Source organism: Polyangiaceae bacterium (assembly GCA_015075635.1).
GTDB lineage: Bacteria > Myxococcota_A > Polyangia > Polyangiales > Polyangiaceae > JADJKB01.
In genome coordinates this window covers 3,381,014-3,402,978 of the sequence record JABTUA010000001.1, presented here as the reverse complement: position 1 = coordinate 3,402,978, position 21,965 = coordinate 3,381,014, and the positions used below count along the sequence as shown (strand labels likewise).

The following is a 21,965-nucleotide window of genomic DNA, read 5'->3' as shown; positions in this document are numbered from 1 at the left end:
TTTCGCTAGAGCGGCACGCGATACGCCACGTTGATCCCGAAGCTGAACAGGTTCACCTGCCCACGCAGCGAGGCTTCGTCCCCGAAGGGCGACTTGGCGGGCTTCTCCGGCAGAAACCAGCTGCCGTAGCGTACTGCCGCCCCGAACGACCACGCGGGCGAGAACAGGTACGCCGCGCCGACCGCCATGCCGACCGTGTAGCCCTCGGTCCGGATGGTCACCCCGCGCGGGCCTACCAAGGCCTTGTCGGTGCGCCCCTCGGTGGACTCGAAGCGATCGCTGACGACGACCAGTCCGCTGCTCAGGCCAGCCCAACCTTCGAACGTCGCGCTGGAGAACGCGTAGTAGCGCGCCGTGCCTTCGACCGTGAAGTAGCGCCGAGTGTGGTCTCGGGAGACTCCCGGCGGGTCTTCGCGCGGGGCGTCCGTGGTGGGTGTGAGGCCGAGCAAGAGGCCCGCGCCCGCCGCGAAGGAGCGCGTGGCCCGGAACAGCTGCCAGGCCTCGAGCCCGAGGCTCGAGTCGCCGCGGCTGCAGCCGGCGATGCTCGGCTCCACGCACACCTCCGCGCCGGGCAGGAGCAGCCAGCCGAGCCCGAACTCCGCCATGCCGGTCAGGCGGTCGTGCCCCACCACCGAGCCGCTCGGGTGCGGCTGTCCCGCCTCGTGCGCCAGCGCGGGCAGCGGCGCGAGCGCCACGGCCCAGAACGCGAACGTCACTCGAGCCCTCACCCGGAGCCTCCGGGCTTCGCGCTGTCGCTCGACGGCGGCGAGTCCGCTCCCAGCGGGAGCTGCTTGGTGCGCTCGATGCTCGCGAGCGCGAGCGCGCGCCCGGTAGCTCCGAGGACGCCGCTCCGTCGCGCCGCGTCGGCGAGCCTCCGCCCGAGCTCTCGGGCGTCGCGCGCGCGGCCCTCGCGGCTCTTGCTCAGATTCTCGGCGATGATCGTCGCGATGGGCTCCGGCACGTAGCTGGCGCGGGGCACGCTGCGGACGTCGGGCGCCGGCTCGTTGGTGTGCTTGATCAAGATGGCGACCGGGCTGTCCCCGTCGAACGGCGTGCGCCCCGACAGACACTCGAACAGCAGGACGCTGAGCGAGTACACGTCGCTCTCGGGCGTCGCCGTCTTGCCCTGCGCGCCCTCCGGCGAGACGTAGCGCGCGGTCCCGAAGATGGAGCCGGCTTGCGTGGCGAAGGAGGCGTCAGCGCGCTCGATGCGCGCCACGCCGAAGTCGAGCACCTTCACGAAGTCGGGGTCCTCACCGCGCTGCACCAGCATCACGTTCTCGGGCTTGATGTCTCGGTGCACGATGCCGCGCGCGTGGGCCTCTCCCACGGCGTCGCAGATCTGGAGCAAGACGTGCAGCGCACGGGGGAGCGGGAGCGCGCCCTCCGCGGCGGCCAGCGCCGAACGCAGCGAGATTCCGTCCAGGTACTCCAGCACCAAGTAGCCCTCCCCGCCGACGTCGGCGGAGAGCTCGGGCACGCGGCCGGTGCCGAGCACCTGCACCACGCCGGGGTGAGCCAGCTGGCCGGCGATGCGCGCCTCTCGCTCGAAGCGCGCGACCACGTTCGGGCTCTTCAAGAGCTCGCGGTGCAGGATCTTCACCGCCACGTCACGGCCTCCGAGGCGCGCGCGGTACACGCGCCCCATGGCGCCGATGCCCACCAGGCGTTCGAGGCGCAGATCCGCTTCGAGCGTGAGGCCCAGATACGGGTCCTCTCCGACGGGGAGGGCCCGCGCGCCGAGTGGCGTGCCGTCGGCGGGGCAAAAGATGACCCCGCCGTCGTAGCGCGCGCCGCAGCGCGAGCAGACCCGGTCGGGCGCTGGCATCACCGGGAAGGTAGCACGCCGGCGGCCGAATTCGTCGCGCCCCAGCGGGGCGGTTTTCGGCGGCCAGGGGGGCTGTTATACGGCAGCGCTCGTGCTCTCGCCGGACCTGATCCGAAACATCGTCCTGAACCTGGTGCCGATGGTGCTCTCGCTCTCGGTGCACGAGTTCGCGCACGCCCTGGTGGCGGACAAGCTCGGGGACGACACGCCGCGGCGCCAGGGGCGCCTGACGCTGTCTCCGCTCGAGCACTACGACGTGTTCGGGACGATCCTGGTGCCGGTGGCCTCGGTGTTGTTCGGCGGCTTCTCGTTCATCGGCTGGGCGCGTCCCGTGCAAGTGTCTCCGACGGGCTTCACGCGACGGGTGTCCATGCGCACGGGCATGGCGCTGGTGGCCATCGCCGGTCCCCTCTCGAACCTGGCGCTGGCGACGCTGTCGGTGGCCGCGCTGGCGCTGATCGCCCGCACCAGCCCCGGCATGGCGTTTGCGCAGGACGGCCGGGGCGCCTTGGTGTATCTGCTGCGCGCGATGTACGTGCTGAACGTCGGCCTGTTCGTGTTCAACCTGCTGCCGATCCCCCCGCTGGACGGCAGCCGGCTCTTGCCGCGCCGGCTCGACTCGCTTCAGGAGACCATCGCCCCGCTGTCGATGTTGCTGCTCTTGCTGATCCTCTACAACGACACGCTGCGCAGCCTGCTCATCCTGCAACCGATGCGCGTCGTGAGCGGCGGGCTCGAGAGCCTGTTCGGGCTCAGGGTGAGGGCCCTGTCGTGAGCGCCCCCGAAGAAAACCCCGCCGCCGCGGCGCCGGTCGAGGAGTCGGAAGCCGACGCGGCACGCCGCCTGGCGGAGGAGCTCGCTGCCGAACGCGGGGCCCACGCTTATCGCGTGCGGCTCGAGAACTTCGAGGGTCCCCTCGATCTGCTCTTGCACCTGATCCAGCAGCACGAGCTGGACGTGATGAACATCCCCATCGGGTTCGTCACGGAGAAGTACGTCGAATACATCATGCTGATGCAGGAGCTGAACATCGACATCGCGAGCGAGTACCTCGTGATGGCGGCGACGCTCACCCACATCAAATCGAAGATGCTGCTGCCGCCGGATCCGAGCGCGGTCGAAGACGAAGAGCAAGAGCCGGAGGAAGACCCGCGGCTCGAGCTGGTCCGGCGCCTGCTCGAGTACCAAAAGTACAAGCTGGTCGCGGAGCAGCTCGCCGGGCGGGCGATCTTCGGGCGCGACGTGTTCGGCCGCGGGCTGGCCGGTCCGCAGGCGGAGGGACAGGCCCCGCTGGCGCCGATCAGCTTGTTCAAGCTCCTGGACTCCTTTCAGGGCGTCTTGCGCCGGGCCAAGACGCAGATCGATCACGAGATTCAGCTCGATCGCCTGAGCATCAGCGATCGCATCAACCAGCTGGCCGACGTGCTGCGCGAGCGCGAGCGGCTGGCCTTCGAGGACTTGTTCGAAGGGCAGAAGACTCGCGCCGAGCTGGTCGTCACCTTCCTGGCCCTACTCGAGATGACGCGATTGCGCATGACGCGTCTGTCGCAGGACAGCGCGCTGGGGCCGATCTTCGTCGAGCTCGCCGTGCGCGAAGACGAGGCGGCGGCCATGGCAGAGGCCGCGACGCTCAGCATGGGGGAAGGGGGATCGATGCCTCCAGCCGCGCCTCGGGCGGAGGAGCCAGAGCTCGAGGAGCCCGCTTCGAGGGAGAGCTCCGAACCCGGTGACGAAGAGAAGCGAGAGGACAGCGACTGATGGCCAGGAAGAACTCTGCGAAGGCGCGCGAGCGCTCCCGCCCGAAGCCGGCGGCCGCGGGACGAGGGAAGCGCGACGAGCGCGCTCGCTCGGCCAAGACGCCCACGCCGGCGCTCGAGCCCGAGGTGAGCGATGAGCCGAGTCCGGAGAGCGGGGAGAGCCCGCGTGGGGAGCCGGAAGCGCTCCCCGTGCCGGAGCCGGAGCCGCTCCAGCAAGAGCCGGCAGCGGAGCTCGAGAGCGACGAGCCCGAAGCCACGGCCCAACCCGTCGTTCCGTCGAGCGAGGACAGCGCCGCCGTCGACGAGGCGAGCGTCGAGGACACCCGCGCGTTCCTGAAGGGGCTGCTGGAGGCGCTGATCTTCGTCAGCGACCACCCGCTGACCACGAAGGAGCTGGCGCGAGCCGCCAAGATCGACAAAAAGCGCACCGAAGAGCTGGTGGCGGAGCTCGCCCGCGAGAACGAGACGCGGGGCGTCCGCATCGAGGAGGTGGCCGGAGGTCTCGTGCTGCGCTCGAACCCGATGTACGCGACCTACGTCCGCAACTTCATCGCGATGCGCCCGGTTCGCCTGTCGCGTGCACAGCTCGAGACCCTGGCCATCATCGCCTACCGGCAGCCGCTGACGCGGCCGGAGGTCGACGACATCCGCGGCGTGGACTCGGGGCCGGTGCTGAAAGGCCTGCTCGAGCGGGACCTGGTCAAGATCCTCGGCAAGAAGGACGAGCCGGGGCGCCCCATGCTCTACGGAACGACGCCGGCGTTCCTCGAGCTGTTCAGCATGCAGTCGCTCCGGGACCTGCCCACGCTCAAGGAGTTCACCGAGCTCAGCGAGGAGTCCCGCTCGGTGTTCGAGCGCGAAATCGGCGAAGACGCTCCAGAGGGCCCGATCGACCTCTCGGGCAGCGTGCCGCCGGAGGCGGGTGAGCCGACCGACTCGGTGCTCCCGCCCGCCGAGCAGGCCGCATACCTGGACGACGGTCAGGACTCCGAGGACGACGAGCGGACCGAGTCGGTCTTGCCGCCCGCCAGCGCGGAGGTCGAGCCGGAACAGGACGACGACGACGACGACGACGACGACGACGACGACGATGACGACGACGACGACGAATCCGGTGGCCCCGGCGACGACGATGACGACGACGACGATGACGACGACGACGACGACGACGACGATGACGACGACGACGACGACGACGACGATGACGACGACGACGATGACGACGACGACGACGACGACGACTGAGTGAGCAGGGGCTAACCCTGTTCGTCGCTCTTGGCCGGATCCGGCAGCTCTTCAGCGAGCTTGGCGACTTGGTCGAAGAAGCCTGGGTGCGCCGCGAGCTTGCGCACCAACTCCCAGAGCTTCGGGTCGGAGAGGCGCGCCATCCCGGTCACGCCTCGACTCTTCCCGCGGGGCGCTCGGGGGAAAGCGTCGCGGCCCCGCTCGCGCAGCTCTCGCATCAACTCGACGTGGCGCTTGGTCGGGAAGAGCTCCCCGGACTCCCAGAGCACGACGGTCTTGGGTTCCACCTTCAGGGCTCGCGCCAGCTCGCTGGCGGAGATCCCGAGCTCCTTTTGCAGCGCCTTGAGCTCCTCCGGGGACACGGCTCTCCGTGTATCACATCGGGGCTCGGGAAATCAGTCCGCAACTCGCGCCTCGACCCGACCGACAGGCAGCTCATGCGTCGCTTTCCGTTGCTGTGCCTGGGGTGTCTCTGGGCGTGCCGTGCGCCCTTGCCGGAGCGGGAACCTCCTTCCGCCGCTCCGCCGTTCACGTTGAGCGTGGAGCCGCCGGAGCAGGCCGGGCGCATCCAGCCGGTCTCGCGCTTCTTCCTGACGCCGCCCGACGAGGAGGCGCTCGTGATCCGGGGCGAGCTGTCCGAATACCACCTGCGCAAGCTCCGAGAGCGCGAGCTGCCCAAGACGCTGAGCGCGCGCATCGTCTCGGCGCAGAGCTGGCTGGACGCCGACAGTCTCGTGCTGAGCCCGCTCTCGGTCCTGGCGCCAGCCGAGGTGTACAGCGTGGCCAGCCCCGAGCTCGGGCTGATCGCCCGGCTCGAGGTGGTCGCGGACGCTGCGCCACCTCTCGGGCGGGTTTGGCCGCCGCTCGACGCCGGCGGCTCCGCCGAATTCTGGCTGTTCTGCGGCGAGCTCGCTCCGAGCGTCGCGGGAGCGGAGGAGGCCCTCCTGGAGCCGGGACATCAGCCGGTCTGGGCCGCGCCCGAGCCGGGGAGCGGCTGCGTGAGCCTCAGGGCCAGCGCAGGCGTGACTCAGGCGGAGCCGCTCGTGCCGCCGCTCGCGGTCCTCGGACGCTCGCTCGAGCCGGCGGCGCTGTCGGCCGCGGCGGCGCATGTGCAGCCGGCGCCCCTCGACTGTGCAGGGCCGGAGCTGCCGTTCGGTCCCGGTTGCATCGCGGTGGCCGACGATCGCGCGGTCGTCCGTGCGCCCGAGGCCGCGACGCTCTGGTCCGTCTCGGGCGAGCCCGGGGCTTGGCTCGAGCCGCTCGACCCTGGCGGGAAGCTCGTGCTGCGAGGGCTCGCGCCCAACTCGACCGAGCTCGTCTCGTATTGGGTCCGCGATGCCTTCGCCGAGCTGTCGCGAGGTCAGCTGCTGCTCACCACCGGGCCGGCGCTGCCGCACGTCGTCTTGAGCGAGGTGTTCGCCAATCCGCTGGGTGCCGAGCCAGCGCAGGAGTGGGTCGAGCTCTACAACGACGGCACGATCCCGGTGGAGCTGTCCACGCTCTCGCTCGAAGACGGTGGCGGAAAGGTCGAGCTCCCGGCCTTCGTGCTCGCCCCCGGCAGCTTCGCGCTGATCGTTCGCGACGACTACGATCCCGCGAGCAGCTCCGACCCGGCGCCCGCCCAGGGTACCAAGCTCCTCAGAGTGCCCGCCCTCGGCAAGAACGGCCTTTCCAACAGCGGGGAGGCCCTGGCGCTGCGCGCCGGGGGTCAGCTGATCAGCAAGTTCCCGGCGCTGCCGAAGCCGAAGGCGGGCGTCAGCGTGGCGCGCCGCAAGACCTGGACGCTGGACGACGACGCGAGTGGGTTCGGGCACCACGCGGCTCCCGGTGCGTCGCCCGGCGCCCCCAACGCCTTGGCCGACTGACTGTCACGTTCCCGCGATGGTCATCTTCGACACGCGGAACGTCGGCGCGGCGGTGCTGGTCTTGAGCTCGAGATCGTTGGCCACGGCGTCGATGTTCTTCAGCATGGCGTCGAGGTTCGACGAGACGGTCACCTCGCTGACGGGGAAGGTCAGCTTGCCGTTCTCGATCCAGAACCCGGACGCTCCCCGCGAATAATCGCCGGTGATGGCGTTGAACCCGAAGCCCATCATCTCCGTCACGTACAGCCCGCGCTCGGTGCTGGCGATCAGCTCCTCGCGGCTCAGCTGTCCCGGCGAGAGGATGAAGTTGCTGGTGCTCGGTCCGATCGAGCCGCCGGAAACGGCGGCGCTGCCGGTGCTCTTCGAGCCGAGCTTACGCGCGCTGTAGCAGTCCAGGAGATAGGTGCGGAGCACGCCGCCGTCCACGACCACGTTGCGCCGCGACGGCAGTCCCTCGCCGTCGTAGGGGCGCGAGCCGGGGGCGCGGGGGATCAGCGGGTCGTCGATCAGCGTCACCAGCGGGCTGGCGACGCTGCTGCCCTCGCGGCCGACCAGGTAGCTGGACTTTCTCCAGATGCTCCCGCCCATGATGCAGCCGGCGAAGGTGCCGATGAGGGACCGAGCGACGTCGGGGTCGAAGACGATGGGGGCTTCGCAGGTGGGGACCTTGCGCGCGCCGAGCTTGGCGAGCGTCCGGCGGGCGGCCTCGCGACCGACCGCGGTGTCGTCGTCCAGCTCGGCGACGTGGCGACGGGCGCTCCAGTGGAAGCCGCGGCGGCGCTTGCCGCCTTCGTCCTCCGCCACGGGCGAGACCACCAGCGACGCGTACGAGCCGCGCTGCGCGCCGGAGAACCCGTTGGAGATGACCCGGGCGCTCGAGCCCACGGTGCGGGAGAACGTCGCGCCTTCGCTCAGCGTGATGCGCGGGTCGAAGTCGAGGGCCGCCCGCTCCGCCCGGGTCGCCCGCTCGACGGCGACGTCGGCGGTGATCTCCGCCACGGCCGGGTCGAACAGGTCGAGATCCGGGTACGGGCGGGGCGCGAGGTCGGCGGGATCGGCGGGCCCTGCGAACGGGTCCGGCTCGGACAGCTCGGCGAGCATCAAGGCGTCGCTCACGCAGCGGGCGAGACCCGCCTCGGACAGATCGCTGGTGGAGGTCACCGCGACGCGCTGCTGCTTGATGACCCTGAGCGAGACGCCGCGATGGCCGGCTTCCTCCACCAGCTCCGGCTCCCCGAGTCGGACCTTGGCGCTGAGCTCCCAGCCGGCGCGGGCCGTGACCTCTGCTACGTCGGCGCCGAGCGCGCGGGCTCGCTCCACCAGTCCCGTGGCCAGGGCGAGCAGCTCTTCGCGGTCGTCGTTCCTCATTCGGCGGGTCGGAGCCTGGCAGGGACCTCGGGCCAGAGTCAATCGCGGCGAGCTGCGCGACTCGAGCGCCTGAGCCAGACCACGGTCACCGCCGTCCCGGCCAGCAAGATCAGCGTCATCGAGAGCAGCGCGAAGCCGAGCGGGCTGCCGGAGACTGGGCGCGTGCCGAAGTCCCCATGGTACTGCGCGTAGGTCGCGTGGACGCCGAGGCGTGGCAGCACTGCGAGCACCAGCCCGAACGCGATGACGGCGGGCAAGGCGATCAGGCGCACGATGGGCCCGCTGCGCTTCATGCGGGCGTGACGAGCCGCGCGGGCGAAGCCCGCGGGCACGCTCGCGGCGTCGAGCAGCACCCAAGCCGTGTCCACCGCGCTCGGCAGGCGCTGGCTGTCGATCACGTACCCGTACGACCAGTCGGGGGCGAAGGCCAAGAGGTACCCGGCGATGGGGGCGTAGACCAGGAGGCCGAACAAGGCGATCACGGTCAGGGTGCGCGAGGCGACGCCGCCGTCGCGCGTGAGCTCCTCCGAGGCGACCCACGCGAAGGCCGCCCCGAGCAAGAATCCGAAGAAGGGCGCGGCGGGCGCGGGCACGGCGCCGGAGGATTGCACGCCGGCCCGCTGCCGTCATCGGCCGCGGTCGACGCAGGCGGGGTCGTGCACTATGACTGCCGGACTCGATGGACCCGGATCGGCTCAAAGCCCTGCTCGAGCGCGTACGCGCCGGCGAGACCGACGTCGGTGCTGCCGTGCGCGAGCTCGAGCATCTACCCTTCTCCGACCTGGGCTTCGCCCGGGTCGATCACCACCGCGCGCTGCGCATGGGCATGGCGGAGGTGATCCTCGGTCAGGCCAAGACTGCCGAGCAGATCGCCGGCATCGCCCGTCGGCTGATCGAAGCGGGCCAGAACGTCCTGGTCACGCGCGTGGACCCGGAGAAAGTGCCGGAGATCCTGGCGCGTGTCCCGGAGCTTCGCCACGCGCCGACTGCGCGCGTGCTCTCCCACGAGAGCCAGCCGGTGGTGGCGCGACCGGGGCGACCCGTGGCCATCGTCACTGCCGGTACCAGCGATCTGCCCGTGGCCGAGGAGGCCGCGGAGACGCTGCGCATGGCCGGCATCCCCTTCGAGCGCGTGTTCGACGTCGGGGTGGCCGGGATCCACCGCATCTTCGGCGAGCTGCCCGCGCTCAGGGACGCTCCCGCCGTGATCGTGGTGGCGGGGATGGAGGGCGCGCTGCCCAGCGTCGTCGGTGGGCTGGTGCGGGGCCCCATCGTGGCCGTGCCCACCTCGGTCGGCTACGGCGTGGCGTTCGGCGGGCTGACCGCGCTCTTCGGCATGCTCACCGGCTGCGCTTCGGGGGTGACGGTGGTCAACATCGACAACGGCTTCGGCGCCGCGATGGCGGTCCTGCGTTTGGTCAACGCCGGGGAGCGAGGCGCAGCGTGAGCGGCGGACACGGACACGGACACGGACACGGACACGGACACGGACACGAGCACGAGCACGAGCACGGACACGGACACGAGCACGAGCACGAGCACGGACACGAGCACGAGCACGAGCACGGACACGAGCACGGACACGAGCACGGACACGAGCACGAGCACGAGCCGCTCGCCCGCGGGATGGGGACCGGCAAGACGCTGTTCCTCGACGCTTTCGCCGGGATCGCCGGGGACATGACCGTGGCCGCGCTGATCGATCTCGGCGTGCCGCTCGGAGTCGTACACGACGCCGTCGAACGGCTCGGGATCCCGGGTGTCCGCGTCTCAGCGCACCCCAGGATGGCCGGCGCCATCGGAGCAACGGCGCTCGACGTGGAGTTCGACCCGCAGGGACGCGAGCGGACCCATTCGGAGATCGACCAGCTGATCCAGCGCGCGGGGCTCGACCCCGGCGTCGAGGCGCTGGCGCGCCGGATCTTCCTCCGCCTGGCCGAGGCCGAGGCGCGCGTGCACCGCGTGCCGGTCGCGAGCGTGCACTTCCACGAGGTCGGCGCCGTGGACGCCATCGTCGACGTGGTGGGCGCGGCCGCCTGCATCGCCCACATCGGCGCGAGCGTGGTCTCGAGCCCGCTGCCGATGGGGCGCGGCTCGGTCACCTGTCGGCACGGCGTGTTGCCCCTGCCCGCGCCGGCCACCGTCGAGTGCCTGCGCGGCGTGCCGACCTACGACGCGGGCATCGACGCGGAGCTGGTGACGCCGACGGGCGCCGCCATCGTCGGTGCGGTCGCCGAGCGCTTCGCCCGCTGGCCGGAGCTCTCGCCGGAGCGCATCGGCTGGGGCAAGGGGTCCCGCGAGCTGCCCGACCGGCCGAACGCGCTCCGGGTCGTGCTCGGCGCTCCCCCCGCGCGCACGCCGGACGGCGGCGGCCACGTGCTGGTCGAGTGCAACGTCGACGACATGACCGGCGAGCTGGCGGCACACGCGTTGACGGCGCTCCTCGCGGCCGGCGCGCGGGACGCCTGGGCGGTGCCGATCACGATGAAGAAGGGGCGACCGGGACTCACGCTCTCGGCCCTCGCCGAGCGCGGCTCCGAGACGCGCGTGGCCGAGGTGCTCTTGCGCGAGACCAGCACCATCGGCGTGCGCTGGACCGACGCCAACCGACTCGAGCGCCCCCGCCGCATGCTCGAAGTGGAGACGAGGTTCGGCCCCATTCCGGTCAAGATCAGCGAAGGGCCCTACGGTCCGCCGCAGGTCAAGCCCGAGTTCGACGCCTGCGCGCGTGCGGCCCAGGGCGCTGGCGTCCCGGTGCGCGAGGTCCTGGCCGAGGCCTTGCGCGCGGCGCTCACGAAGATCTAATCCGGGCGCTCCACCGGCAGCGACGCCGCCTCCCACGCCAGAAGCCCGCCGTCCAGGAAGCTCACCGGCATGCCTTGTGCCGCGAGCTCCGCCGCCAGCTCCTTGGTCTTGTCCCCGCTGCGGCAGTACAGCACGGGCGCGCCGGGCAACATGTGCAGCTCTGCGAGCCGGGTGCGGATCTCCTCGATCGGCATGTTGACCGCACCGGGGAGGTGCGCTCGGGCGAAGGCTGCGGCTTCTCGCGTGTCGACCGCGCTGACCTGCCGGCGCGCCAGGAGCGCTCCGACCTCCTCGGGCTTGAGCGCGCCCGCCGCGCGCGGCAAGAAGGGCTCGATCATCTCCCGGAGCTGGGCTTTCTTCAGCGCGCCGACGCGACCATTCGCCGGCCTGCCTTGGTGAAACACCACGAAGGTGGGGACCGACTGTACGCCCATCTCGCGCGCCAGCATCGGTGAGCGGTCGATGTCCACGCTGACCACCTTCGCCTTGCCTTCGAGCTCCCGAGCCAGAGCCTCGAGCTCCGGCGCGACGACCTTGCACGGCCCGCACCACTCGGCGCCGAACTCGAGCAGGACCGGGAGCTCGCTCGCCAGCACTTCCTGCTCGAAATCCCGCTCGGTGACCGCTTTCAACGCCATGGGGCGTGCAATATTCATCGAGGCGCCCGGATTCGCAAGGCTTCAGACCCGACTCGCTGCGCCGCGGCGCGCGGACACGCGATCGTCGAGGAAGTCGGCGACCACGTACAGGCAGACGGTGGTGCCGAGAATGCCGGCAGCAGGACCGAGCAGGGGCCAGGCGCCGGCGCTGCCGACCTGGCCGAGCAATCGTCCCCAGCTCGGGACCGGGTCGGGCAGGCCGAGCCCCACGAACGAAAGCGCAGCTTCGAGCGCGACCACTGCGGCGGCGCCGAAGGTCGCGTTGACGATCACCGGTCCCCAGACGTGAGGCAAGACGTGACGCACCACTACGCGAAGCGGGGAACCACCCAGGGCGCGCGCGGCCAGCACGAACTCCGTGCCGCTGACGCGCAACACCTCGCCACGGACCAGCCTGGCGACCTCGACCCCTCGCAGCGCCCCGAGTATCACCACGAACGCGAGCCAGCTCGGCGCGACCCGTCCGGCCTGCAGCGCCGCGACCAAGATCAACGAAGGGAGGGCGCCCGTCAGCTCGACCGCGCGGCTGAGCAGGGCGTCGGCGAAGTTGCCGCGCCCCGCCAGGGCGCCGATCGGCACCCCCAGCGCCAGCGCCAGGGCGAGCACGCCGAGCGTGGTCACGACGACGCTGCGAGCGCCGTGCACGGTTTGCGCCCAACGCTGGGTCCCGCTCTGCGGCGTGGCGGCGTCGCGCGTCGGGCTGGCGCGCAGCGGCGCCCAAATCACGCCGCCTTGCTCCAGCTCGGCCCGGTCGATGCGTGCCAACAGCGCCGGCTCGGTGACCACCGGCAGCACCAGCCAGCTGCCGCGGTAGCGGGCCAGAATCGGCGCGTCGGAGGCGATCAGGTCGGCGAACACTGCCAAGAGGACCAAGAGCGCGAGCAGGGTCGACGCGATGCGCACCGCGAGCCGTCTCATTCCGCCGCGCCTCGCTTGCGCAAGAACCCGAGACGGACGCGTGGATCCAGGACACCCATGAGCGCGTCGCTCCAGATCTGGGTCAAGGAGAGAGTCGCTGCCAGACAGAGTGACACCGCCATGAGCCAGGGAACGTCGCGCGCGGCGACGGCGTGGAGCGTGGTCGCGGCAACGCCATTCAGGCCGAATGCGTGCTCGAGCACGAATGCGGCGGTGACCAGCTGGGGCAGGTGAGAGCCAGCGAGCGACAGCGCCGCGGCGCTCGAGGCCCGAAAGCTCCAGCGCGCCAGGCGCCATGGGCTCGCGCCGAAAGCCCGGGCGGTGCGCGTGTACTCCTGATCCAGCGTCACGCGGGTGGCGCTGCGCTGATAGCGCGAGACCAGCCCCGCGGAGGCCAAGATCATCAGCAGCGCTGCCGCGACGTGCGCGGCTCTGGGCGCGTCGCCGGGCGCAACCCAGACCGCGCCGAGCGTGACCGGCAAGGCCGCGATGGGCACGGCGACGGCGCTGGTCAAGAAGTCCGGCGGGCGGTGCGCGCGGGCGGCGCCCACGAGTCCTGTGACGATTCCGACCAACCAGCCGCCGGTGAGCCCCACGAGCAAGAGCCAGCCGGTGAGCGGCGCCTTGGCGGCCAAGAGATCGAGCACCGGCTCGCCGCCTGAGCTGACTCCCAGCCGGTTGACGGCGGCACCTTGTGCCCAGCGCCCGTATTGGGTCTCGCTCACCATCGCCAGCACGCGCTCCGCGCCGTCGTGGGTGACGTAGCTCGAGCGGTGCTCGAGCCACCAGCTCTGCCACGATCGCACGATCGCCCGAGTCTCCTCCACGCTGGCGTCCTTCGGGACGCGCCCGGGTCGGTCGGTGATGCGCGCGGCCGCCGCTGCCAAGCGAGTCACGCGTTTGACGTCTTCCGGGCCGTCCACCGGCGGCATGCTGCCGAGCAACTCGGGCAACGCGAACGTGTCGAGCTGCTGGACGTCCTCGCGCCTTCCCGTGGTGGACTTCTCCGCCAGGCGCGCGACCGCGCGCTTGACCACCGCCGGCCGAAACTCGATGGCACGGTCCTGCCAGAAGCGCGTCCAGAACAGCACGGCTGCTTCCGGTGAGCCGCGCTCCTCCGCGCTGCCGACGTTCATGCGCTTCCCCACGGGGGCAAGGGCCAGCGCCACCCGGGACCGGCCGCGCGGGTCGAGCGAGTCGAGTGCCGGCAGCACGTGGGGCAGCGCGGCGCCGCCGAGACGGACGAGCTCTTGCCGTGCCAGAGTCGCGTTGTCGTCGTCGGCAGCGACGCTGCGCATCGCGCCGAGCGCCAGGTCCCGCACGCTGGAGGGGCGCATGTTCAAGAAGCGCGGGGTAGCGTTGCCAGCGCCCGGCTCGGCGAGCAAGGCCGCGGACAGAAGCCAGAACAGCCCGAGCGAGATGACGAACAGCGTCGGCACGATCCACAGGATCCGCCGGAGCGCGTGGCGCATGGCTCGACTCGACTCAGCGCAACAGGAAGAACCCGATCACCGAGACCACGAGCAACGCGCCGACCACCAGCGCGCCGACCGCAGACGGCGGGAGACCCGTGGTCGGGATCTGGACGGGCTCGTCGTCGAGGTTGAAGACCGGCGGCGGGTTGGAGGGGTGGCGCGGCGCGGCAGGCGCCGGCTCCCCCGCCTGTGCCTCGAGATCGAGCACCGGCGTCGTCATGCCGACCAGGGTGTGTCCCACCTTCAGGCGCCGGGACTCGCGCTGGGCCTCGTCCGACAGCGGGCCGACCGCGATGTCGTCGACGGACTTGACCGAAGCGCGCGCGCCCGACTCCGCGCCCGAGTCCGGGAGGGCGTACTTCGTGTACTTGACCACGTCTTGCGCGGCCGGGGGCTGGAGCGAGTCCCCGTCGAAGCGCGCGACGATGACGGTGATGTTGTCGTGACCGCCGGCGAGGTTGGCGCGCTCCGTGAGCACCTTGCAGGCCTCGAGCGGGTCCGGCACGGTGGTCAGGATCTCGCGGATTTCGTCGTTGCGAATCATCCCCGAGAGCCCGTCGGAGCAGAGCAGCAGCGTGTCGTCCTTGCGCAGATCGACATAGGTGAGGTCCACCTGCACCGTGTCAGCGGTGCCCAGCGCTTGCAGGATGATGTTGTTGTGCTCGAAGGTCTCGGCTTCCTCTTCGGTGAGCTGCCCGGCCTCGATCAGCTGGTTGACCAAGGACTGGTCCCGCGTGACTTGCACGAGCGAGCCTTTGCGCAAGATGTAGGCCCGGCTGTCGCCGACCTGGGCCACGAACAGGCGGTCGTCCAGGAGCGCGGCGACGGTTGCCGTGGTGCCCATGCCGCGCCGCGTGCGGTCGGCCCGCGCCTCGTTGAAGATCCGCATGCCGGCGTCTTCGACCGACTGCACCAGTCGGCGGGCGAGCTCGTCCCGGTCGCCGGGTGCGTCCCCCTGGGCCAGTTTCTCGTACACGATGTCCACAGCGAGCTGGCTCGCGACTTCGCCAGCCGCAGCACCGCCCATGCCGTCGCACACGCCGAGCACGGTGCCGCGGGCCCCGACCACTTGGTGCCGGTCGGACTCGAGCAGGCTGCGGCTCTTCCGGGTCAGATCCGCGACGAGGAAGTTGTCCTCGTTGTGCTCGCGGATCTGTCCGACGTCGGTGCGACCGAAGACATGCAGGCGGATTTCCGAGGACCTTTCCGCCATCTCAGCTCTGACCGCGGCTGTGTTCCAGCCGGAAGAGGTGCTGCCCCACCCGCACGTGATCGCCGTCCGCGAGGGCGACCTCGTCGCGAATCGCGAGGTAAGTGCCGTTCGACGAGCCGAGGTCGTTCAGCGTGAACGAGCCGTCGCGCTCCCGAGTGAACGAGGCGTGCCGCCGGCTCATGAAGGGATCCGTCGTGAAGACGATGTCGCCTGCTTCGCGCCCCACCACCATCTCGTCCTTGGAGACATGGTAGATGTCCCGCGTCACGCCCTCGACGGTGCGCTGAGAGAGGCGGGCGTAGCGGGGCAGCATCGGGGATCCGAAAACCTGGGTGTCCCCGTCCATCGCGGGGCCCAGGCCTTTGTCAGCGGCGGTCACCAGCTCGAACCTTAACACCTCAAGCCCGATCAACACCAAGTCCCCAGATTGCAGCCTCGCGGGTGCCCGGAGACGAACGAAGACCCCGTTCGTGCTGCCCAGGTCGCGGATGAAGAAGCGGCCATCTTTGCGGGTAATCCGGGCGTGGCGCGGGGAGACATACGGGTCGTTGGGCAAGAGGATGGCGCCGTCGCTCCGGCCGATGTCGGTGACGCTCTGCGACAGCGGGTAGTCCCGCCCGGGGCTGCCGTCTTGGGCGACCACGATGAGCCGGGCCGGCGCCGGTGCTGCCGGCGGCCGGGGAGCTGGCGGCGCGGGGGCCACGACGGGCGCGGGCGGTGGCCGACTCGGCGGTGGGGGCGGGCGCGAAGGGACGGCGCGCTGGCTCACGGGCGTCTCCGGGCTGGTGGGCGGCGCTTCGCGTGCCGGACCTTCGTGGAGTCGCCCCCCGCAGTACTGGCAGTACGCCATGTGCGCGCCGTTGCTGCCCCGACACCGGGCGCAGACGACCGGAGGCGGCTCGGCCGGTAGAGCGGGCGCGAGCCCGACCACCGGCGCGCCGAACACCGGCTGCTGCGGTGGCGGAGCTGGTTCCATGCTGGGTTCGGCCGTTGCGGGCAAGCCGCCGATGCTCGCGCCGCACTCCGCACAGAAGCGTGAGCCGGGTGGGTTCGTGACGCCGCACCGACCGCAACGCGACTCGCTCGGGCGTGGGGCGCCGCGCGGGGCGAAGTCGAAGTCGGGTGCCGCTGGGCGCGCGGCGGGTGGAACGCCACGCGGTGGAGTGGGCTCCGCCGGGCGGGCCGGTACGGCTTGCAGGCGGTTGCCGCAGTCTTGGCAGAACCTGAGGCTCGGGGGATTGTCCCGCCCGCACCGGTCACACTTCACGGAGCGCAACGGAACCCCGCTGGGACAAGGACGTCAAGAGCGGTGTTGAGTCCGGGCCGGCCGGGGGCCCGGAATGCCGCTCACCAGCGCGGCAGGGGGTCTCGGATCTCGAACACCAGCTCCAGCGCGATGACGTGGGCGAGGCCGAAACCGAGGTACCGGTCGGCGCGGCGCTGGTTGGCGGCGTCCGTCCAGCCGCGGAACAGGAATGCCCGGTACGCCGTCCCGGCGCCGACCACAGCCGTCCGGCTCAGCTGTAGCTCGAACCCGAGGCCCAGGAAGGTCGTGATGCCCCCGGTCTCGGACGACCACTCGTTGCCGTACAAGGCCACGCCGCCGCCCCCGGCGGCGTAGGGGGTGAAGCGGCGGCCCTGATCCAGGTAGAAACGGCTCTCCGCCCGGAGTTGCTGCAGGATGGCGAGCCGGAGCAGGTTCGACGACTCGTGGCGGGAGGACTCGTACGCCCCACCCACGTACCAGGGGCCACGGGTGCGATAGCCCACCCGGAGCGCCAGCCCGCCTCCCGAGCCCAGGATGCAGGGATCGACCGCGGTGTCCGGGCAGACGTCGCCCGCGGAGGCCACCGTTTCGGCGGTAAACGCGACGCCGTACTGCAGGTAGTCGAAGCTCGAAGGCGGCGGCACGGACTCGTCCGCGAGCGCGGGGGCGCTCCAGGCGAGCACGACCAGGCACGCGATCGCGGAGCGCTGCATGCCTTCGGTATATCGCAGATCGAGCATTCGGCCTCGAAGGCGGTGCTCTGGGCCTGGTTCGGGGGCCATGGCCCGAGCGGCCTTGACTTGCTTTGCGACCATCGTCTATTGCCGGGGTCGCTGGTCTTCGGAGAACTGATCTGAGATGGACATTTACCTCGACAGGCGTGCCGCTCGGCAAATTCGGCTGTCTGCCCAGGAGGCGATTGAGGAAGGCGACACGGAGTCGCTCCGCGAGGACATCCTCGAAGCCTTCAAGGAGGAGCAGGTCGAGGAAATCGAGCGGCGCCTCGATACCGGGGACTTCTACGAGTTCTTGACCGACGTGCTCGACGAGTGGAACGGCGACGACGTCGACGAGCTGTTCGAGCTCCTGGAAACCCAGCTCGGCGAGGTCGGCATCGACCTCAAGACCGAGGTGAAGAGCGAAGACGACGAGGAAGACGACGACTCGGAGGCCGCCGACGACTTCGACGACGAGGACGACGACGAGGACGACGACGAGGACGACGAGGACGAGGAAGAAGAGGAAGACGACGACGAGTGAAGCTCAGTCCTCGTTTTTTCCGAGGTCTCGCACGACGTAGGCGTGGCATTCGCCCTTCGCGGGCCTGAGCGACGCGCAGAGCGCGTTCGCGCAGCGCGAGAAGCGCGAGTCCGGAGCGTCATCGACCAGCGTTTCCAGGAGCTTGCATGCGCGGTCGGCGTGGCCGAGCTCGCGTTCCAGGCGCGCGGCCTGCCACATCGCATCGTCGCGCAGGAGGCTCGTCGGGTGCTCGTCCCAGACCCTGCGGAACTCCTTCACCGCGCGCGGCTTGTCCCCGATCCGGTCGCGATACAGCTCGGCGACGCGAAAGCGTGCTGCGCCGTAGCGCGGGCGCTCGTACGAGCCCTGGTTCAGTGACGACGGCTCCTTCTCGCGGAGCATGCGCTCGAGGTGGTCGATCGCGCGGGCGGGTTGGCCCAGCTTCTCCTCGAGCAGGGACGCCGCCCAGAGCGCGTCGTCCCAGAGCGCGCCGCGGGGGTAGGGGTAGCGCGACGCCGTATCGAGGTAGGCCGCCAGTGCCTCGGCGTCGCGGCCCAGCCTCTCCAAGAAGCGTGCTCGATCGTACAGGGCCTGTTCCCGGAGCTCGGCGCTGCCGCCGCTCTTGCCGACCTCCGCCAGCAGCGCCAGGGCCGCGTCCGCGCCCGCTCGTTCTTCGCGGTGGCGCGCCAGCCGCCCCAGCGCGCCCAGCGCGAGCCCGGAGCGAGGGTACTTTCGGATGGCCTGCTCCAGCTCGGCGAAGCCGCGCTCGGCATCGCCGTGCTCGATCTCGATGTCGGCATGCTCGAACGCCGCCCGAGCCGCACGGGAGCTCTTCGGCCGGGTGCGGCCGAGCTCGGCCAAGAGCGCCTGAGCTTCTTCGTGGCGTCCGGCCCGGCGCAGCGCCGCGGCGCGGCGGTAGCGCGCTTCGGTCTGGTCGCGCTTCCGGTCGGCCGATTGCTCGGCGGTCCTCCAGTGCTCCGCGGCCTCGTCGTAGCGACCAGCGGCATAGGCGCGCTCGGCCGCGGCTCGTGCCTCGGTGAACGAGCGCGGCAGCGTGGGCGCGCAGGCTGCCACGATCAGGCCGACGAAGAGCAGACGTCCGAGTCTCATGCCGGATTCTCGCTGATCGCTGCCGCGAGCAGTGTCGCCGCGCGCTCGCAGTCCGCGAGCGAGACGTCCAGGTGGGTCACGGCGCGCAAGGTCGAGCGCGCGATGCTGCCGACCAACACCCCTTTGGACTTGGCCGAGGCGATCACCGTCTCGGCGCTCGGGCCCACGAGCTCGATGTTGACGATGTTGGTCTCGACCGACTCCGGGGCGACGCGACAGCCGGTGACGCCCTCGAGCCCCCGGGCCAGCGCCCGGGCCTTCTCGTGATCCTCGGCGAGCCGCGGCAGGTTCTCGTCCAGGGCCCAGAGCGCCGCCGCTGCCAGGATCCCGCTCTGCCGCATCGAGCCGCCGAGCATGCGCCGGAGGCGCAGCGCGCGGGTCAAGAGCTCCGCTGGCCCGACCAGCGCCGAGCCCACCGGAGCGCCGAGCCCCTTGGAGAAGCACACGCTGAGCGTGTCGGCCGTGCGCGCGAAGTCGGCGAGGCTCGTGCCGCTGGCCGCCGCCGCGTTCCAGAGCCGAGCGCCGTCGAGGTGCACGCCGAGCCCAGCGCTCCGTGCGTGGCTCGTCACCCGCTCGAGCTGCTCCAAGGGGAAGACCTTGCCACCACCGCGGTTGTGCGTGTTCTCGACCACCACCAGGCTGGTGCGCGGGAGCCAGTACGCGTCGGGTTGGATCGCGGCTCGAAGCTCGGCGACGTCGAACAACCCGCCGCGTCCCGCCACCGCGAGCTGCACTCCCGAGAGCGCCGCCGCAGCGCCGGACTCGAAGAGCGCGCAGTGCGTGCCTTCGCCGATCACCACCTCGTCGCCCGGCCGCGTGTGCAAGAGCAGCGCGAGCTGGTTCGCCATCGTCCCCGAGGGCACGAACAGCGCCCGCTCCTTGCCCAGGAGCTCCGCCACCCGGTGCTCCAGGCGCTGCACCGTCGGATCCTCGCCGTAGACGTCGTCGCCGACCTCGGCGTTCGCCATCGCGCTGCGCATGCCGGGGGAGGGGCGCGTGACGGTGTCGGAGCGCAGGTCGATGGGCGGCATGGGACCGGCAGTTTCACCCGTTGTCGGCCCTCGCGTCGAGTGCCGCGAGGAGCAGCTCGTAGGCGATGACCTGCGTGGCCTGCGCCAGGTTGATCGAGGGCTGATCCGCCGCCATCGGGATGCGCACGAAGTCCTGGCAGAGCGCGCGCTCGGCCTCGCCCAGCCCGGTCTTCTCGTTGCCGAAGACGAGCACGAGGCTCTGCCCCGCCGCGCCGCGCTCCACGGCGCGCCGACCGAGGTCGCGAGCGGTGAGCACGCCGGACACTCCGCGGCGCGAGGTAGTGCCCACCACCCAGCCGGCGGGCCCGAGCGCTTCGTCCAGGCTCTGGTAGACCGGCGCGCCCAGGAGCACGTCTTTGCTCTTCACGGCCATCTTCAGTGCCATCTCGTGGTTGGGGGCTGCCAGGCGGCCCGGCCTGACCAGCGCCAGGCGCAAGAACCCCATCGTCTTGATGGCGCGCGCGGCGGCGCCGACGTTCTCCGGGTAGTGCGGACGGACCAGCACGAAGGTCGTCAGCGCGTGGATCGGCAGCCGCAGATCGGGAGTCGGCGTGTCTTCGGCGAAGCCTTCGGGTTTCATCGCGATGCCGAGCGCGCGCAGCGGAAGCCCAGCGTCGGCGAGCGCGTCTCGGGATCGGCGCTCGAGCGCGACGCCCCGCGCAGCCAGGGGGCCGCGCTGGCCCAGTGCCCGCCGCGCACGACGTTGCCGCCGCTGCCCGCGCCGATGGCGGGTCCTTTCGGGTCGACGGCGGGCCCCGGCGGGTAGCTGACGGCGTAACGATCGGACGCCCACTCCGCGACGTTGCCGGCCAGATCCAAGAAGCCCTCTGGCGTGCGCCCTGCGGGGAACGAGCCTACCGGCGCGAGCTCCGCGAACCCGTCGCGGGCGTCCGTGGTGTCGAGGCCCAGGCGCCCGTGGTTCGCGGCGCGGGTGTTGTAGAGCTGGCCCCAAGGGTAGCGCCGGCCGCGCGGGCCGCGGGCCGCGCGCTCGAGCTCGGCTTCCGTCGGCAGCCGAGCGCCGCGGAAGCGACAGTACGCTCGCGCGTCTGCGTGCCGCACCAGAGACACCGGGTAGCTCGGCACGTCGAAGCGCTTGCCGCCTTGGTCGAATGGGACGGCACGGCAGCGGCGCAGCGCGACGCAGCGCGCGTAGTCCTTCACGCTGACCTCGAGCCGATCGAGCCAGAAGGACGAAAGCGTCACCTTGTGCCGCGGTAGCTCATCCGAGAACATCTCTTCCTTGCAGCGGCCGCCGAGTGGCTCGCGGGCGCAGTCCGTCACGGCGTCGAGCACGTCCTCGGGGGTCGAGCCCATCTCGAAGCTGCCCTGCGGGACCCGGAGCATCGCCCCGGCGGGCTGCCGCAGCGTGACCACGCCACCGGTCAGCGCCCGCTCCTGCGGCGTACGGGCGCCGAACGGATCCGGCGCCGGCGCGGTCAGGCGCGAGGCTGCGCGGGCGCTGGGCAGGAGCGAAGCGGCGAGCGCGAGGAGCGCGAGCGGGCCGAGCCAGAGCGCGCGCCAGACCACGTCAGCACGAGCTCGCGCAGCTCTGTCCGATGCACTGCGCCATCGAGTTGTAGGCGTTGACCCCGGCGGCGTACTGCGAGCAGTACTGCTGAGCGCAGGCGCTGAGGTTCGAGCCGGCGTTCGCGCAGTTCTTGCTCAAGCAGCTCAGGAAGCCGGTGCACGCGCTCGAGGCCAGGCAGGCGTCAATCTGCGCGCAGCAGGTGGAGTGCGCGCAGGCGTCGCAAGTCGGGCTGCCCGTGGAGAGCGCGGTGCAGTTGCCGCCACCGCCGCCGCCACCGCCACCGCCGGAGGGCGCGCCGCCGCCGGCCGGTGCGCCGCCGCCAGAGGGTGCGCCGCCGCCAGAGGGCGCGCCACCCGTGCCGGAAGCTCCACCCGAGCTCGACCCGGTGCACTGCGCCAGGCAGCCGCCCGGCGTGCCGTTGTTGCACAGGCAGCTGTCGAAGCACGCCGAGCACTGCGCGCAGTCGGGCGCGAGCGAGCAGCCCGCGGGTCCGACGTAGCCGCCGTCGCCGGGGTTCTCTGCCGGCGGCTCGGAGCTCGACGAGCAAGCGGGCGCGCCGAGCGCGAATGCGGAGAGGACGAGCAGCCAAGAAAGGACGCTTCGCGGGGTCATGCGGGCGCACAACCATAGCTCGATCCGGGGCGCCTGGCCTCTGGA

General features: G+C 71.3%; 23 protein-coding genes. 7 read left to right on the top strand and 16 right to left on the bottom strand.

Translation table 11 applies throughout. From position 1 onward, the window contains the following. Positions 1-5: 5 nt before the first annotated feature. On the bottom strand, positions 6-728 hold the full coding sequence (locus HS104_15495) for a hypothetical protein (protein ID MBE7481371.1): 723 nt from the start codon (positions 726-728) through the stop codon (positions 6-8). After that, the gene (locus HS104_15490; GenBank protein MBE7481370.1) at positions 725-1,828 is read right to left on the bottom strand and encodes a serine/threonine protein kinase; all 1,104 of its coding nucleotides are present in this window, start codon (positions 1,826-1,828) and stop codon (positions 725-727) included. The genes HS104_15495 and HS104_15490 overlap by 4 nt, the downstream gene beginning before the upstream one ends. A 91-nt stretch (positions 1,829-1,919) precedes the next feature. On the opposite strand from HS104_15490, the gene HS104_15485 reads away from it, so the two are divergent. From HS104_15485 to scpB, 3 genes are all read left to right on the top strand, one after another. After that, positions 1,920-2,603 (top strand): site-2 protease family protein, encoded by a 684-nt coding sequence (locus HS104_15485; protein MBE7481369.1) that lies wholly within the window; start codon positions 1,920-1,922, stop codon positions 2,601-2,603. Between the two features lie 185 nt (positions 2,604-2,788). Continuing rightward, entirely contained in the window at positions 2,789-3,586 is a 798-nt protein-coding gene (locus tag HS104_15480; GenBank protein ID MBE7481368.1) for a segregation/condensation protein A, read from the top strand. After that, complete coding sequence (gene scpB / locus HS104_15475) at positions 3,586-4,830, top strand: SMC-Scp complex subunit ScpB (GenBank protein MBE7481367.1); 1,245 nt, start codon at positions 3,586-3,588, stop codon at positions 4,828-4,830. Before HS104_15480 ends, scpB begins: the two co-directional genes overlap by 1 nt. Positions 4,831-4,841: 11 nt before the next feature. Here scpB and HS104_15470 read toward each other — a convergent pair whose 3' ends face one another. Then, on the bottom strand, positions 4,842-5,192 hold the full coding sequence (locus HS104_15470; protein MBE7481366.1) for an XRE family transcriptional regulator: 351 nt from the start codon (positions 5,190-5,192) through the stop codon (positions 4,842-4,844). Positions 5,193-5,267: 75 nt separating this feature from the next. Between HS104_15470 and HS104_15465 the strand changes: the two genes are divergently transcribed. Next, positions 5,268-6,695, top strand: coding sequence for a lamin tail domain-containing protein (locus tag HS104_15465; GenBank protein ID MBE7481365.1), 1,428 nt, complete (start codon positions 5,268-5,270; stop codon positions 6,693-6,695). 3 nt (positions 6,696-6,698) lie between these two features. Here HS104_15465 and HS104_15460 read toward each other — a convergent pair whose 3' ends face one another. Then, positions 6,699-8,063: a TldD/PmbA family protein gene (locus HS104_15460; protein MBE7481364.1), complete on the bottom strand. Its 1,365-nt coding sequence runs from the start codon at positions 8,061-8,063 to the stop codon at positions 6,699-6,701. A 38-nt stretch (positions 8,064-8,101) separates the two neighbouring features. Continuing rightward, positions 8,102-8,656, bottom strand: a complete 555-nt coding sequence (locus HS104_15455; protein MBE7481363.1) for a hypothetical protein — start codon at positions 8,654-8,656, stop codon at positions 8,102-8,104. Between the two features lie 86 nt (positions 8,657-8,742). On the opposite strand from HS104_15455, the gene larB reads away from it, so the two are divergent. Both larB and larC read left to right on the top strand, forming a co-directional pair. Beyond that, positions 8,743-9,510, top strand: a complete 768-nt coding sequence (gene larB, locus HS104_15450; GenBank protein ID MBE7481362.1) for a nickel pincer cofactor biosynthesis protein LarB — start codon at positions 8,743-8,745, stop codon at positions 9,508-9,510. Continuing rightward, positions 9,507-10,868 carry a nickel pincer cofactor biosynthesis protein LarC gene (gene larC, locus HS104_15445; GenBank protein ID MBE7481361.1) on the top strand — a complete coding sequence of 454 codons (1,362 nt, stop codon included), beginning with the start codon at positions 9,507-9,509 and terminating at the stop codon, positions 10,866-10,868. The genes larB and larC overlap by 4 nt, the downstream gene beginning before the upstream one ends. Here the strand turns inward: larC and HS104_15440 are convergent. The 6 genes from HS104_15440 to HS104_15415 all read right to left on the bottom strand — a co-directional run bounded on the left by HS104_15440 (position 10,865) and on the right by HS104_15415 (position 17,113). After that, positions 10,865-11,506, bottom strand: coding sequence for a thioredoxin fold domain-containing protein (locus tag HS104_15440; protein ID MBE7481360.1), 642 nt, complete (start codon positions 11,504-11,506; stop codon positions 10,865-10,867). The two genes, larC and HS104_15440, sit on opposite strands and share 4 nt — an antisense overlap. Before the next feature lie 42 nt (positions 11,507-11,548). Beyond that, complete coding sequence (locus HS104_15435) at positions 11,549-12,445, bottom strand: ABC transporter permease (protein MBE7481359.1); 897 nt, start codon at positions 12,443-12,445, stop codon at positions 11,549-11,551. Further along, positions 12,442-13,917 carry an ABC transporter permease gene (locus HS104_15430; protein MBE7481358.1) on the bottom strand — a complete coding sequence of 492 codons (1,476 nt, stop codon included), beginning with the start codon at positions 13,915-13,917 and terminating at the stop codon, positions 12,442-12,444. Before HS104_15430 ends, HS104_15435 begins: the two co-directional genes overlap by 4 nt. A 13-nt stretch (positions 13,918-13,930) precedes the next feature. Next, the gene (locus HS104_15425) at positions 13,931-15,133 is read right to left on the bottom strand and encodes a Stp1/IreP family PP2C-type Ser/Thr phosphatase (protein MBE7481357.1); all 1,203 of its coding nucleotides are present in this window, start codon (positions 15,131-15,133) and stop codon (positions 13,931-13,933) included. Between the two features lies 1 nt (position 15,134). After that, entirely contained in the window at positions 15,135-16,400 is a 1,266-nt protein-coding gene (locus HS104_15420; protein MBE7481356.1) for an FHA domain-containing protein, read from the bottom strand. An 80-nt stretch (positions 16,401-16,480) separates the two neighbouring features. Continuing rightward, complete coding sequence (locus tag HS104_15415; protein MBE7481355.1) at positions 16,481-17,113, bottom strand: hypothetical protein; 633 nt, start codon at positions 17,111-17,113, stop codon at positions 16,481-16,483. Positions 17,114-17,258: 145 nt separating this feature from the next. Between HS104_15415 and HS104_15410 the strand changes: the two genes are divergently transcribed. Beyond that, a complete protein-coding gene (locus tag HS104_15410) occupies positions 17,259-17,660 on the top strand; it encodes a hypothetical protein (GenBank protein ID MBE7481354.1) in 402 nt (133 codons plus the stop codon). Between the two features lie 3 nt (positions 17,661-17,663). On the opposite strand, the gene HS104_15405 is transcribed toward HS104_15410, so the two are convergent. The 5 genes from HS104_15405 to HS104_15385 are packed head-to-tail and all read right to left on the bottom strand — an operon-like array spanning position 17,664 to position 21,920. Further along, on the bottom strand, positions 17,664-18,749 hold the full coding sequence (locus HS104_15405; protein MBE7481353.1) for a tetratricopeptide repeat protein: 1,086 nt from the start codon (positions 18,747-18,749) through the stop codon (positions 17,664-17,666). Further along, on the bottom strand, positions 18,746-19,780 hold the full coding sequence (locus tag HS104_15400; protein ID MBE7481352.1) for an aminotransferase class I/II-fold pyridoxal phosphate-dependent enzyme: 1,035 nt from the start codon (positions 19,778-19,780) through the stop codon (positions 18,746-18,748). The genes HS104_15405 and HS104_15400 overlap by 4 nt, the downstream gene beginning before the upstream one ends. A 13-nt stretch (positions 19,781-19,793) precedes the next feature. Continuing rightward, positions 19,794-20,360, bottom strand: coding sequence for an RNA methyltransferase (locus HS104_15395; protein MBE7481351.1), 567 nt, complete (start codon positions 20,358-20,360; stop codon positions 19,794-19,796). Further along, positions 20,357-21,307, bottom strand: coding sequence for an SUMF1/EgtB/PvdO family nonheme iron enzyme (locus HS104_15390; protein MBE7481350.1), 951 nt, complete (start codon positions 21,305-21,307; stop codon positions 20,357-20,359). Before HS104_15390 ends, HS104_15395 begins: the two co-directional genes overlap by 4 nt. 1 nt (position 21,308) lies before the next feature. Beyond that, complete coding sequence (locus HS104_15385; protein MBE7481349.1) at positions 21,309-21,920, bottom strand: hypothetical protein; 612 nt, start codon at positions 21,918-21,920, stop codon at positions 21,309-21,311. Positions 21,921-21,965 lie beyond the last annotated feature (45 nt).